General features: G+C 74.3%; 9 protein-coding genes. 4 read left to right on the top strand and 5 right to left on the bottom strand.

The window, feature by feature from the left end; all coding sequences use genetic code 11:
* Nucleotides 1-146: 146 nt before the first annotated feature.
* From ACH4ZX_RS25095 to ACH4ZX_RS25080, 4 genes are all read right to left on the bottom strand, one after another.
* Nucleotides 147-1064: a carbohydrate ABC transporter permease gene (locus ACH4ZX_RS25095; RefSeq protein WP_398276759.1), complete on the bottom strand. Its 918-nt coding sequence runs from the start codon at nt 1062-1064 to the stop codon at nt 147-149.
* The gene (locus ACH4ZX_RS25090) at nt 1061-2413 is read right to left on the bottom strand and encodes a carbohydrate ABC transporter permease (protein ID WP_398276756.1); all 1353 of its coding nucleotides are present in this window, start codon (nt 2411-2413) and stop codon (nt 1061-1063) included. The genes ACH4ZX_RS25095 and ACH4ZX_RS25090 overlap by 4 nt, the downstream gene beginning before the upstream one ends.
* A 42-nt stretch (nt 2414-2455) precedes the next feature.
* The gene (locus ACH4ZX_RS25085; protein WP_398276753.1) at nt 2456-3826 is read right to left on the bottom strand and encodes an ABC transporter substrate-binding protein; all 1371 of its coding nucleotides are present in this window, start codon (nt 3824-3826) and stop codon (nt 2456-2458) included.
* A 373-nt stretch (nt 3827-4199) separates the two neighbouring features.
* On the bottom strand, nt 4200-7799 hold the full coding sequence (locus ACH4ZX_RS25080; RefSeq protein WP_398276825.1) for an FHA domain-containing protein: 3600 nt from the start codon (nt 7797-7799) through the stop codon (nt 4200-4202).
* 353 nt (nt 7800-8152) lie between these two features.
* Here ACH4ZX_RS25080 and ACH4ZX_RS25075 point away from each other — a divergent pair, with 353 nt between their 5' ends.
* From ACH4ZX_RS25075 to ACH4ZX_RS25060, 4 genes are all read left to right on the top strand, one after another.
* Complete coding sequence (locus ACH4ZX_RS25075) at nt 8153-9856, top strand: protein kinase (protein ID WP_398276750.1); 1704 nt, start codon at nt 8153-8155, stop codon at nt 9854-9856.
* A gap of 273 nt (nt 9857-10129) precedes the next feature.
* Nucleotides 10130-11362 carry a serine/threonine-protein kinase gene (locus ACH4ZX_RS25070; protein ID WP_398276747.1) on the top strand — a complete coding sequence of 411 codons (1233 nt, stop codon included), beginning with the start codon at nt 10130-10132 and terminating at the stop codon, nt 11360-11362.
* A 67-nt stretch (nt 11363-11429) separates the two neighbouring features.
* The gene (gene prfB, locus ACH4ZX_RS25065; RefSeq protein WP_398276744.1) at nt 11430-12536 is read left to right on the top strand and encodes a peptide chain release factor 2; all 1107 of its coding nucleotides are present in this window, start codon (nt 11430-11432) and stop codon (nt 12534-12536) included.
* 304 nt (nt 12537-12840) lie between these two features.
* Nucleotides 12841-13443 carry a hypothetical protein gene (locus ACH4ZX_RS25060; protein WP_398276741.1) on the top strand — a complete coding sequence of 201 codons (603 nt, stop codon included), beginning with the start codon at nt 12841-12843 and terminating at the stop codon, nt 13441-13443.
* Nucleotides 13444-13629: 186 nt separating this feature from the next.
* Here the strand turns inward: ACH4ZX_RS25060 and ACH4ZX_RS25055 are convergent, their stop codons facing one another.
* Nucleotides 13630-13821 carry a hypothetical protein gene (locus ACH4ZX_RS25055; protein ID WP_016438128.1) on the bottom strand — a complete coding sequence of 64 codons (192 nt, stop codon included), beginning with the start codon at nt 13819-13821 and terminating at the stop codon, nt 13630-13632.
* Nucleotides 13822-14058: the final 237 nt, after the last annotated feature.

Below are 14058 nucleotides of genomic sequence, written 5' to 3'. Positions count from 1 at the left end.
TCCAAGTTGGCTCGGCGCGGGGGGTTCTGCCCAGGAACGGCCAGTGGAGTGACCTGGTTACGGTTTGTACGGCATACGGGGGATACCGGGTGAACGAGAGGGGGCGGGGCCGTGACGCCCCGCCCCCTCGGGCGTTGTTCACACGGTCACTTGACGGCGCCGGCCATCACGCCGGAGACGAACTGCCGCTGGAAGGCGAAGAACACGGCCAGCGGGATCACCATCGAGATGAACGCGCCGGGCGCCAGCACGTCGACGTTGTTGCCGAACTGCCGCACCTGCGTCTGCAGGGCGACCGTGATGGGCTGGGTGCCCGCCTTGGTGAACACCAGGGCGACCAGCATGTCGTTCCACACCCACAGGAACTGGAAGATGCCCAGGCTCGCGATCGCGGGCCCGCCGAGCGGCATCACCACGCGGGCGAACAGGCGCAGTTCGCCGGCCCCGTCGAGCCGGGCCGCCTCCAGCAGCTCCCGCGGGATCTCCGCGAAGAAGTTCCGCAGCAGGAACACCGCGAACGGCAGGCCGAAGCCCACGTGGAACAGGATCACCCCGGAGATCGTCCCGAACAGGCCGATGTTGCCGAAGAGTTCGGCGATCGGGATCAGCGCCACCTGCACCGGCACCACCAGCAGGCCGACCACGCCCAGGAACCACCAGTCGCGGCCCGGGAACTCCATCCACGCGAAGGCGTAGCCCGCGAGGGCGCCGATGACGACGACCATGACCGTCGCCGGGACGGTGATCCAGATGGTGTTCAGCAGCGCGTCGGTGATGTCGCTGTTGTCCAGCAGTTTCTGGTAGCTGTCGAACGTGATCTGCGAGGGCTCGCTGAACACGTTCCACCAGCCGTTCGCCGCCATGTCCTCGGGGGAGCGCAGCGACGCCAGCAGCAGGCCGATCGTCGGGACCAGCCAGAACAGGGCCACCACCAGGAGGAAGGCGCGCAGCACGCCGCCGCTGACCGCGCCCGCGAGCCGCGAGCCGAGCGACTGCCCGGCCTTGGCGGGCCGGACGGGCTCGACGGGCGCCGCTTCGGGGAGACTTCCGGCCTCCGCGGTCATCGCCGCACCTCCCGTCGCAGCCTGCGGACATTGAACAGCATCACCGGGATGACGAGCAGCAGCAGGAACACCGAGATCGCGCTGGCGATGCCGGGCTGGTCCTCGGAGAAGCCCTTCCGGTACAGCTCCAGGGCCAGCACGTTGGCGTCGTCCTGGGAGCTGTTCGGGGCGATGATGAAGACCAGGTCGAAGATCTTCAGGACGTTGATCATCAGGGTGACGACGACGACCGCGAGCACCGGCGCCAGCAGCGGCACGGTGATCCTGCGGAACACCTGCCACTCGCCCGCGCCGTCGACGCGGGCGGCCTCCAGCAGTTCCCGCGGGATGCCCGCGAGCCCGGCCGCGATCAGGACCATCGCGAAGCCCGCCCACATCCACACGTAACTGCCGATGATCGCCGGTGTGACCAGCGACGGACCGAGCCAGTCCAGGCCGTTGTACGGCTCCGCGAAGTTGGACGCGGGCAGCCGCAGGTGCGCCCCGTCGGCCTTCGCGGGCAGCGTGAAGGTGCCGTCGTCCGCGGCCTTCGCCGTCGCCACGACCTCGCCGTCCTTGACCGCCTCGATCCGCATGCCGGGATAGCCCAGCTCGGAGGCGTCGACGGCGCCGAGCTTCCCCACGCCCTTGCCGCGGGTGAAGTCCTGCCAGGTGGTGCCGGTGATCTTCCCCGGGTCGGGCTTCGCCTGTACGGCGTGGACCGCGCTGCCGGGCATCTGGTCGGGGGCGACGCCGACCAGCGGGAGGGCGACGGACTCCCCGGTGCGGACGGCCGCCTTGGTCACGAAGCCGCCGCCCTGCGCCGTCAGCGGTGACTCGCGGCCCGGGTGCGCCTTCGGGAACGCGGAGGACTCGGCGAAGGTGTCGTGCACCCCGACCCACACCGCGTTCGCCACGCCCTTGTCGGGGTCCTGGTCGTAGACCAGGCGGAAGATGATGCCGGCCGCCAGCATCGAGATCGCCATCGGCATGAAGACGACCAGCTTGAACGCCGTGCCCCAGCGCACCCGTTCGGTGAGCACCGCGAAGATCAGGCCGAGCGCGGTCGCCACCGTGGGCGCGAACACCACCCAGACGATGTTGTTCTTCAGCGCGGTGCGGATGCCGTCGTCGGTGAACAGGGCCCGGTAGTTGTCGAATCCGGCGAAGCCGTCGCCGGAGGCGTTGTAGAAGCTGCGGACGACCGAGTACCCGATCGGGTAGACCACGAGCGCGCCGAGCAGCACCAGGGCCGGCAGCAGGAAGAGCGCTGCCACCGTCCGGCGGGTGCCGGTCACACTCTTGCGCGGACGGGGAGCGGAGGGTCTCGCCGTGTTCTTGGCGACACCCTCCGCGGCGGCCGGCGTCATCGCCGGCTCCACCCCACTGTGACGTGTCCGGTCATCGCCCGGTCAGCCTCCGTACGCCTTCGCCGCGTCCGCCTCGAGCTTCGCCTGCGCGCCCGCCACGTCCTTGGGGTTCTTCAGGAAGTCCTGAAGGTCCTTCCACTCGCCCTTGCCGGGCGTGCCGCCGAAGGACTGCGGGGCCTGGTCGGACATGTCGAAGCGGAAGTCGTCGCCGGCCGCGACGAGGGCCTTGGCGATCTTCTGCTGGACCGGGTTCGGATACGCCGAGTTCGGCACGTTCTTGTTCGGCGAGAGGTAGCCGCCCAGCTTGGCCTGGATGGTCGCCGCGTCGGGCGAGGCCAGGAAGGTGACCAGGGCCTGCGCCGCCTTGGAGTCCTTCAGGATCACGGCCGCGTCGCCGCCGGAGACCACCGGCGGGCTGTCACCGACCGCGGGGAACGGGAACACCTTCGCGTCGGTGCCGACCTGCGCCTTGGTCTCCTGGATGTTGACCTGCACGAAGTCGCCCTCGTAGACCATGGACGCCTTGGGCTGGGCGCCGCCGGTGAAGGTCTGCGTGACGGAGGCGGGGAACTCCGTCTGCAGGGCGCCGGAACTGCCGCCCGCCACGTAGTCCTTCTTGCCCCAGATCTGGGCGAGCGTGGTCAGGGCCTCCTTCACGGAGGGGTCCGTCCACTTGATCTTGTGCTGGGCGAGCTGGTCGTACTTCTCCGGGCCCGCCTGGGAGAGATAGACGTTCTCGAACCAGTCGGTCAGCGGCCAGCCGTCCGCGCCGGCGACGGAGAACGGCGTCACACCGGAGTCGTAGACCGTCTGGGCGGTGCCGAGCAGTTCCTTCCACGTCTTCGGCTCGGAGGCGCCCGCGTTCTCGAAGACCTTGGCGTTGTACCAGATCAGCGACTTGTTGGCGGCCTTGTAGTAGGCGCCGTACTGCTTGCCGTCGACCTTGCCGATGTCCTGCCAGCCCTGGGCGTAGTTCTTCTTCAGCTCCGCGACGGCCTCGGTGCCGAGGGGCTTGGCCCAGCCCTTGTCGACGGCCTGCTTGATGGCGCCCGGCTGCGGCAGCAGCGCGACGTCCGGCGGCTGCCCGCCCGCGACCTTCGAGCCGAGAAAGTTGATGATCGGGTCCTGGGCGGGCACGAAGGTGACCTTGGCGCCGGTGCGCTTCTCGAATTCGGCCAGGACCTTCTTGAAGTTCTTCTGCTCGCCGCCGGTCCAGACGGCGGCGACCTCCAGGCTCGCGCCGTTCAGCTTCGGGAGGGTGACGGTGGAGCCCGTCTCCTTGCCGCCGCCTGTGTCGTCCTTGCCCTTGTCGTTGTCGTCGCCGCCGCAGGCGGTGAGCGACAGTGTGAGCGCCCCTAAGAGGAGCGCGGCGGCCGTCCTCGCGGCCCTGCGGTTCTTGCTCGTGCTGTGCATTCACTGCCCCGTTCTTCGATCTTCGTCGAACGACCGAGCGCTGTCCCGTCCGTCTGGTCTACGCCCGTGCGCAGGGGGCGGCAAGAGCGCCTCCGGTGTCAAGCGGCGATTCGTGACCGCGTCGTGACCGGGGGTGGGGGCGGGTGTCCGGACGGGTGTGCGGATGGGGTCCGGACGGCTGTCCGGACGGGGCGCGGGCGGGTGCGGACGGCGTGACCGGCGCCCGGCGGGCGCGCCCGCGGGCCGGGCGGCGCGCCGAGGGCCGGGCGGGGGCGGCCATGGGGCGGGCGGCTGTCGGGTGGACGCCGAGCGGGTGCCGACGGGTGTCGGGCGGGCTGCGAACGGCCGTCGGGGCTGCGAACGGCCGCCGGTGCTACAGCAGTGACGGGACGTGTGCCGCCGACACTTCTCGTGCGGCCCTCTCCAGCGCGCTGGCCAGCAGGGCGAGGTCCGTCGGACCGTTGCCCAGTTCCCGTACGGGGCGGCGGGCGGGCGGGTCGCCCATGCGCTCCCACTCCAGCGGGACGACCGTGGGGCGCAGCGTCGCCGTGCGGGGTATGCGGCCCGTGACCCGGCCGCCCTGGAAGGCCGTGGCCCGTCCGTCGGCCCAGGTCAGGTGGCCCCGGCCGGGAGCCGGCTGGTCCGGTCCGGCGCCGGGCGTGTCCAGCGTCACGCGCAGGCCGGCCCGGCGGGCCGGTTCGGTCTCCGCGGTACGGCCGCCCGGCCCGGCCGCCGCCACCAGGTGCACGCCGAGCCGCTCGCCCTCCCGGGCCACCGCCTCCAGCGCCCGCATCACCGAACCGGCCGCCGGCCGGCCGGGTGAACCCAGCGCGGGGGACACGAGGGCGTCGAGGTCGTCGACGACCACGACCAGCCGGGGCAGCGGCGGCGGCGTGTCCTCCGCCCGTCGGCGGGCGGCCGCCGGGCGCAGTCGCAGGGTCGAGCTGGGCGGGGTGTCCAGGTCGGCGGCCCCGGCCCCGGCACCGGACGGGCCGGCGGCGCGGCCTCCGGCCGCCAGGGCCGCCGCGGCCGCCGCGCCGGGTGCCACGGCCGCGGTGCCTGCCGTGGTGCCTGCCGCAGTGCCGGGCGCGGGCGCGGCGGCGGGCGTACCGCGGGTCCCCGCCGTCCGCTGCGGGACGATCCGGCCCGCCGCCGCCCGCCCGGCGTGCCACTTATCGAAGTCGCAGCGGCCCAGCAGTTCGGCCCGCCGCTTCAGCTCGGCGCTCAGGGACTGCGCGAACTCCCGCATCCGCACGGGGTCGTTGGCGGTGAGGTGGGTGGTCACGTGCGGGACGTCCGTGCAGACGCGCAGGCCCTCGCCGGGCCCGCCGGGCGCGCCCGTGCCGTCCCGGCCGTCGATCAGGACGATGCCCAGCCGGTCGGGGCGTTCGGCGGCGGCGAGCGAGGCGACCACGGCCCGCAGCAGTTCCGTGCGTCCGCTGCCCGCCGGTCCCTCGACCAGCAGGTGCGGCCCGTCCGCCGCGAGGTCCGCGCAGACCGGCCCGCGCGGACCGGCGCCGAGCACGGCCCACGCCCGCCCGCCGAGCGACTGCGCGTCGTCCGCCGCGTCCGCCCAGCGCGCCATCAGCGACGCCGGGGTGGCCCGGGCGAGCCCCAGCTCGTCCAGCAGCCGCGCCGCCTGGGGCAGCGGCACGGACACGCGCGTGTGCTGTTCGGCCGGGGAACCGTCCGGCCGCAACGGCGCCAGCGCCCGCGCGAACCGCTCGGCCCACGCGAGCGACACGGCGTCCACGGCGGCCGTCGTGCCGGGACCCACCGGCCCCGCGTGCGGCGGGGCGGGCGCGGCGGAGCGGCCCGCGGCACCGGAGCCGGGGCCGTCACCGAGGCCGGGGGTGGGGGTGGGGCGGTCGGCGGGGGCCGGAGCGGTCCGGGCCACGCGCATCAGGCGCAGCGCCGTGGCCACGTCGCCGCTGAGCAGCGCGACCGCGCCGCAGTCCCGGAACGCCGGGGCCACCGCGCACGCCGCCTGGTAGGTCTCCGTGACCGGCGACGTGGGCGGCGCGGACTCCGTCTCGGCGAGGCACACGACGTGTATCCCGGCCGCCGGTCCCGCCAGGGCCAGCCGGGTCACCGCCTCGCGCACGGCGGTGCCTCCGGGGTCGCCGTCCACCACCACCACGGTGTACGGCCCGGTGAAGCCGTCCGCCCCGTCCTCGTCGTCGTCCCGGGCCCAGGAGGGGCGCCGGGCGGCGGTGCGGGAGGCGGCAGGGAGCCCGGGGGCCGGGACGGACGGCCGGGCACCCGGACGGGCGTCCGCCGACCGGTCCTCCAGGCGCCGGATCAGCTCGTCGGTGCGCGCCGCGGCCTGGTCGTGGTCGTAGGCGAGCAGGAGACGGCAGTCCTGGCCGTGCGCGGGACGCACATGGGGGAGCCAGCCGAGCCAGGACCACTCCGCGGCACGCTCCTGCACCGGACGGGAGCGGTCCGCGCTGATCAGGACGATCTCCAGCAGTTCGGGGGAGTGCAGCGCGGCGAGCTGGGCCACCACCGCGCGGGCCAGCCCGGACAGGCGCGCGCGGGGGCCGGCCAGCCCCAGGGCGCCGGCCTCGCGCAGGTTCGCGGTCACCGGCACGGCGGGCAGCAGGCCGGAGCCGTCGGGCGCCGCCCGGTCGGCCGTGCCGAGCCGCACGGTGAGCGTCTCCGGGTGTCCCGGCCCGCGCTCCCACAGCCGGGGGCCCGGACCGAGCGCCGTCAGCAGCAGCGCCGCCGGGTCCGGCCAGGTCTCCGGCAGCCGGGAACCACCGGCGGGCGGGGACGCCGCCGCGCCGGGGGCGTCCTGGGCGCCGTACGCCTCGTCGGCCGCCGCGGTCTGCTCGCCGCGCCCGCCGGCCAGCCGCCGGGCCCATGCCGTGAGCCCGCCGCGCCTGCGCGCACCCTGGGCGGCCGTACCGCCCCGCGCGCGTGCGCCGTCTCCCACCGAGCCGTGGTCCACCGCGCCGTGGTCCACCGCGCCGTGGTCCACCGAGCCGTAGTCCACCGAGCCGTGGTGCGCCGCGTCGTGGGTGGGCGCGCCGGGGTTCCACGCGACCGCGCCCGGGTGGCCGGCGTGCGTGTCCCCGGCCATGTAGCGGGTCGGCCCGGACGGTGGCTGCGGCGGGCCGCTCTCGATCCGCGGCGCCCCGCCCTGCTCCGGCACCACCGGGGCGTGCCCCTGGGCGCCGGTCGCCTGCCGCAGGGCGGCGCCCGTGTCGCCGCCGTCCGCCACGCGCGCGTGGGACCCCGCCGGAGCCTGCGCGGCGGCCCCGGCCGGGCCCGCGCCGCCCGGCGCCGTCCGGTCCGCCCCGGAGGGCACCCGTATGTGGCCCTCCCCGTCCGGCGCGGTCGCCACCCGCTCCTGCGGCCGCGCGGCGGGGGCGAGCCGCAGGGCCGACTCGCCGATCCGCAGCAGCCCGCCCGGGGTGAAGGGCACCGGGCGGGCGTCCACCCGGGAGCCGTCCAGGACCGTGCCGTTGGTGGAGCCGAGGTCGGCGACCGAGACGCGGCCGTCGGCGGCGACCGTGACCGCGCAGTGCAGCCGGGAGACGTCCGGGTCGTCGAGCGGGACGTCGGCGTCGGCGGAGCGGCCGATGCGGATCTCCCCGCCGTGCAGCAGGTGCACTCCGCCCGCGTCGGGCCCGGCGACCACGTGCAGCTGGGTCGGGGCGTCGGCCGGCTCCGGGTGCGGCTCGGGGTCGGCCGGGGCGCCCAGGGACAGCACCGCGCCGTCGGTCAGCGGGGGCTCGCCGAGGGTGCTGCGGCGGTCGTCGAGCCGCTCCGCGCCCGCGTACAGCACGGGGGCGCCGCCGGACGCGGCCGCGCTCCCGTCGCCGGAGACCGCCGAGGCCAGCGCCGACGCGACCGCGGCGAGGGCCGTGCCGGCGGGCGCCGTGACCAGTACGTCGCGGCTCGCGGTGCGGCCCCGGGCCCGGTCGGGCGGGCCCAGCGGGTCAACGACGGTCAGCCGGATCTGCATCGCCGTCAGCGGTCCCTTCTGCGCGGGCGCGGACTTCCCCCCACCCCGCACGAGCACATCGGCCAGTACTGCAGGCATCCTCGCACCTGCCGCCGACAACACGCCCGCCGCCGGAGGGCAAGTGATCTTGATTGGTCGGCTCTGCCCGCAAAAGTGCCTGACAGCCGCCCTCCCGATGACCGCTTGAGATCGGTCACGACCGCTTCCGGCAACCGACGGACCGGGTCGAGCGTCTTTCCTTCGCACAGGCGCGGGAATCTCGTACGCGAGACGCTTGGGCGACGACAGCCGGTGGCGCCCTTCGCGCCATTACAGTGGGTCGGAACGTAAGCAAGCAGCAGGGAGCCCATGACGTGCGGCCGGTAGGGAGCAAGTACCTGCTCGAGGAACCGCTCGGACGCGGCGCCACGGGCACCGTCTGGCGAGCCCGCCAGCGCGAGACCGCGGGGGCCGAGGCCGCCGTGCCGGGCCAGCCCGGCGAGACCGTCGCCATCAAGGTCCTCAAGGAGGAGCTGGCGAGCGACCCGGACATCGTGATGCGCTTCCTCCGGGAGCGCTCCGTCCTGCTGCGCCTGACCCACCCCAACATCGTCCGGGTCCGCGACCTGGTCGTCGAGGGTGATCTGCTGGCGCTGGTCATGGACCTCATCGACGGTCCCGACCTGCACCGCTACCTGCGCGAGAACGGTCCGCTCAGCCCCGTGGGCGCCGCCCTGCTCACCGCCCAGATCGCCGACGCGCTCGCCGCCAGCCACGCCGACGGAGTGGTCCACCGCGACCTGAAGCCCGCCAACGTCCTGCTGGCGCAGGGCGGCGGCCAGATGCACCCGATGCTGACCGACTTCGGCATCGCGCGCCTCGCCGACTCCCCGGGCCTGACCCGCACCCAGGAGTTCGTCGGCACGCCCGCGTACATCGCGCCGGAGTCCGCCGAGGGCCGCCCGCAGACCTCCGCCGTCGACGTCTACGGCGCCGGCATCCTGCTGTACGAGCTGGTCACCGGCCGCCCGCCGTTCGCCGGCGCCACCGCCCTGGAGGTGCTGCACCAGCACCTGAGCGCCGAACCGCGCCGCCCCTCCACGGTCCCCGACCCGCTGTGGACGGTCATCGAGCGCTGCCTGCGCAAGAACCCCGACGAACGGCCCAGCGCCGAGAACCTCGCCCGCGGCCTGCGCGTCGTCGCCGAGGGCGTCGGCGTCCACGCGAGCAGCGCCCAGATCGCCGCCGCGGACGCCGTCGGGAGCCTGCTGGCCCCCGACTCGTCCCCGGCCGCCGTCCCCGGCTCGGCGGACGCGACGCAGGTGCTGCAGCACGGCGCGGGCGCCTTCGACCCGAACGCCGCGACCAGCGTCCTGCCGCACACCGGCGCCCCCGGTCCGGCGGGCGCCGCGGACCCCACCGCCGTGCTGCCGCAGACCGGCGCCGCCGACCCGACGGCCGTTCTGCCGCCGGTACCGCAGGGGCAGCCGGACCGGCAGTCCGGTGACCCGGAGCAGCCGCACCCCTGGCAGAGCCAGCTGCGCGCCGCCCGCGACCGCAACGAGCAGACCCAGGTGCAGTACATCGACCCCGGCGAGGATCCGCTGCGCCGCCGCCCCCAGCGCCAGGTCGCGCGCCCGCAGCAGCAGCCGCAGCGGCCCCAGCAGCGCCCGCAGCAGCGGCCCCCGCAGGCCGGCCCGGACTACGGCTACCCGCACCAGCCGCAGCAGTACGCCGGCCCGCCGCAGCAGTACGCCGCGCCGCAGCAGCACCAGCGGCCCCGGCAGCAGCAGCCGCAGCGGTACGCGCCGGAGCCGCAGCAGCCCGCCCGCGAGCCCCGGCAGCCGCGGCAGCGCGGCGCCAACCCGATGAAGATCCCCGGCCTCGGCTGCCTGAAGGGGTGCCTGTTCACCATCGTCATCCTGTTCGTGGCGAGCTGGCTGATCTGGGAACTGAGCCCGCTGCAGGACTGGATCGGCACCGGCAAGGGCTACTTCGCGCAGCTCAAGGACTGGTTCGACACCGTCTCCGGGTGGATCGGCGACCTGGGGAGCTCGATCTCGGGCAACGGCGCCTGACAACCCGGGCGCGGGGCGCCGGTGCGGGTGCGCCGGTCCGGGGTGCGCCGGACCGGGGTGAGCCACCGGGTGAGCCGTCCCGGGAAGCGCCGGTCCGGGGTGGGTGAGCCACCGGGTGAGCCGTCCCGGGAAGCGCCGGTCCGGGTGCGCCGGGCCGAGGACGCGTCGGACTGGGGATTTGTCGACTTCTGGCGGGTGATTTCCGTCTCCGCGGTGAAGGTCGGCTCCCCGGACGCGTAGTTTTAGCGACAACACGCGTCGGTAGGAGCAGTCTTGGCACGGAAGATCGGCAGCCGGTACACCGCCAACCAGATCCTGGGGCGGGGCAGCGCCGGCACGGTGTGGCTGGGCGAGGGGCCGGACGGTCCCGTCGCCATCAAGCTGCTGCGCGAGGACCTCGCCTCCGACCAGGAGCTCGTCGGGCGCTTCGTGCAGGAGCGCACCGCGCTGCTCGGTCTGGAGGACCCGCACATCGTCTCCGTGCGCGACCTGGTCGTGGACGGCAACGACCTCGCGCTCGTCATGGACCTGGTCCGCGGCACCGACCTGCGCACCCGCCTCGACCGCGACCGGCGGCTCGCGCCGGAGGCGGCGGTCGCGATCGTCGCCGACGTCGCCGACGGGCTCGCGGCGGCGCACGCGGCCGGCGTGGTGCACCGGGACGTGAAGCCGGAGAACGTGCTCCTCGACATGCAGGGCCCGCTGGGCCCCGGGGGCGCCCACCCCGCGCTGCTGACCGACTTCGGGGTGGCGAAGCTGATCGACTCACCCCGCCGGACGCGCGCGACGAAGATCATCGGCACTCCGGACTACCTGGCGCCGGAGATCGTGGAGGGCCTGCCCCCGCGGGCGGCCGTCGACATCTACGCCCTCGCCACGGTCCTGTACGAGCTGCTGGCGGGCTTCACGCCGTTCGGCGGCGGCCACCCCGGCGCGGTGCTGCGCCGGCACGTCACGGAGACGGTGGCCCCGCTGCCCGGCATCCCGGACGAGCTGTGGCAGCTGATCGTGCAGTGCCTGGCCAAGGCGCCGGCCTCGCGGCTGCGGGCCTCGGAGCTCGGCACCCGGCTGCGCGAGCTGCTGCCGCTGCTCGCGGGGATGCCGCCGCTGGACGTGGACGAGCCGGACGTGGAACCCGCCCCTCAGGACGCCCCGCCGCCGGAGCCGGTGTCCGCGGGCGGGACGCGCCGCGGCGCGGTGCCGCTGGTCCCGGGCTCCAGGCCGGCCGACTCCAACCGGGACACGCACACCTCGATGCGGGTGCCGGGGCCGGACGAGCTGGCCGGGGGCGCCCGCGGCACGGCCCGGGTGCCCAGGGCCGCCGGGGCGCCGCGTCCCGGCTCGGCGAGGCACCGGGCGATCGCCCGGCGGCGCCGGATCGTCCTCGCGGTGGCGGCCCTGGTCCTGGCCGCGGCGGCCGGGATCGGCACCTGGCTGGCCACGTCCGGCGACGACGCGGACACCGCACCGCGGGACCCGGGGGCCTCGGCGCCGGCCGCCCCGTGACCGGCGGGACCCGGGTGCGCCGTGGTCACCTGCGTTCCACGGTTGGCGGAACCGTTACGCTGGAGGCGTGGCAGTCGTCGATGTATCCGAAGAGCTAAAGTCCCTCTCCTCGACCATGGAGTCGATCGAGGCCGTTCTGGACCTCGACAAGCTGAGGGCAGACATCGCCGTGCTCGAGGAGCAGGCGGCCGCGCCGTCCCTGTGGGACAACCCGGACGAGGCGCAGAAGATCACCAGCAAGCTGAGCCATCTGCAGGCCGAGGTCAGGAAGGCCGAGGCGCTGCGCGGGCGGATCGACGATCTCTCGGTGCTGTTCGAGATGGCCGAGGAGGAGGACGACCCGGACACCCGCGCCGAGGCCGAGTCCGAGCTCGCCGCCGTCAAGAAGGCGCTGGACGAGATGGAGGTCCGCACCCTGCTCAGCGGGGAGTACGACGCCCGTGAGGCGCTCGTGAACATCCGCGCCGAGGCCGGCGGCGTCGACGCCGCCGACTTCGCCGAGAAGCTCCAGCGGATGTACCTGCGCTGGGCCGAGCGCCACGGCTACAAGACCGAGATCTACGAGACGTCGTACGCCGAGGAGGCCGGCATCAAGTCGACCACCTTCGCCGTGCAGGTGCCGTACGCCTACGGCACGCTCTCCGTGGAACAGGGCACGCACCGGCTGGTGCGCATCTCGCCCTTCGACAACCAGGGGCGCCGGCAGACCTCCTTCGCGGGCGTCGAGGTGCTCCCGGTGGTCGAGCAGACCGACCACATCGAGATCGACGAGTCCGAGCTGCGCGTGGACGTCTACCGCTCCTCCGGTCCCGGCGGCCAGGGCGTCAACACGACCGACTCCGCGGTGCGCCTCACCCACCTGCCCACCGGCATCGTCGTCTCCTGCCAGAACGAGCGGTCGCAGATCCAGAACAAGGCCACCGCGATGAACGTCCTCCAGGCCAAGCTGCTCGAGCGGCGCCGCCAGGAGGAGCAGGCCAGGATGGACGCCCTCAAGGGCGACGGCGGCAACAGCTGGGGCAACCAGATGCGGTCGTACGTGCTGCACCCGTACCAGATGGTCAAGGACCTGCGCACCGAGTTCGAGGTCGGCAACCCCGAGGCCGTCTTCAACGGCGAGATCGACGGGTTCCTCGAGGCCGGGATTCGCTGGCGCAAGCAGCAGGAGAAGTAACCGCGAACAGCTTTGTCGACTTGGCAACTGCCGCCCCACGGGCGGCAGTTGCCTTTTGTGTGGGCGCTGTGTCTGGGGTTTACGTCACACTCACAGACTCCAACTCCCGTCAAAGAAGGCCGAATTCAGACATTGCGCGCGCAACGGCCTTGACGTTGCTGTGAAAAGTGGGAAGGGTGAAGCCTTGGCATGCGTATCTCTGGGGCGCATGTGAACCGGGGGGCTCCTTCCGTGCAGCCGTCCCCGTCGATCACGGCCCCGAGCGCCGCCTCACTGACGATGAGCTACTGGGGGTAGCAACCACATGACCAACAAGATGCGCGTCCGCGTCGCGCGGATCGCCGCGGGTGCCGTGATCGCCGCCGGCGCCTCGCTGACCGCCGCGGGCGTCGCGGCCGCCGACGACTGCGATCTCCTCGACATCTGCGTCACGCCGACGCCGACCCCGACCGACCCGGCGCCGACCGAGACCACGCTGCCGACCGACCAGCCCACGGCGACCGACGAGCCGACCGACCCCACGGAGGAGCCCACCGAGCCCACCGAGGAGCCGACCGACGAACCGACCTCGCAGCCCACCGACCCGGGCAACGGCAACGGCAACGGCGGTGGCAACGGGAACGGCAACGGCAACGGCAACGGGAACAACGGGGGCGGCAACAGCAACACCGACCCCGACGGCGGTTCCGGTACCTCCGCGCAGGAGGAGGGCACCTCCGCCCTCACCGACACCGGCACGAACACCTCGTCCGGCACGGCGGCCCAGGGCGGCGGCGACGAACTCGCCGAGACCGGTGCCGGCCAGACCGTCTTCCTGGTGATCGGCGCCGCCACGATGATCGCCGGCGGTGTCGGCTTCCGCGTCCTGCCGCGCCTGGTGGGCGGCCGCGGCGGCGCCGCGGCCTGACGCGTACCGACGGCGTCCGCCCGCGTACGCGGCGTGCGCGGGCCGTGGGCGCCGCCGTGGCGCATCGCGGGAACACCGCGGGACACAAGCAGGTCAAGGGGCCCGGAGCGTGTCACACGCTCCGGGCCCCTGCCGTGTCTGTGTTCCGGGTCCCGTCCCGGTCGCCGCGCTACGCGGTCCGGTGCGCTACGCGGTCTGGTGCGCCAGCAGCGCCACCGCGGCGATCAGCACCGCGAGCAGCGCGATCAGCGCCATGGGGTTCAGCCCCGCGAAGAAGTTCTCCTGCTGCAGCCGCTCGCGGTTCGCACGGCACACGGGGCACCGGCCCTCGCTCACGGGCGCCGCGCAGTTCGCGCACACCAGCCGGTCGTACGTCATGCGCTCGCCCTCCTTGCCCGACGGTTCCACCGGGTGAACGCCCGAAGGTCGCCGGACGTTCCCCCTCCACTGTGCCAGGTTCGCCCCGGCGGTGCCCGGGGTCGTCCGTCCCGGGGTGAGTGAGGCTCGTCTCGCCGGGGCGGGCGGACGGCTGTCCGGCGCCCCGTTCCGTCTCCTCGCGGCCTCCCCGGAGCCTTCCCCGCACGGCACAAAACCGCACATCCGCTACGCAACCGC

It is taken from the genome of Streptomyces sp. NPDC020490 (assembly GCF_044335305.1).
Classification (GTDB): Bacteria; Actinomycetota; Actinomycetes; order Streptomycetales; family Streptomycetaceae; genus Streptomyces.
This window is presented reverse-complemented; position numbering and strand designations above follow the sequence as displayed.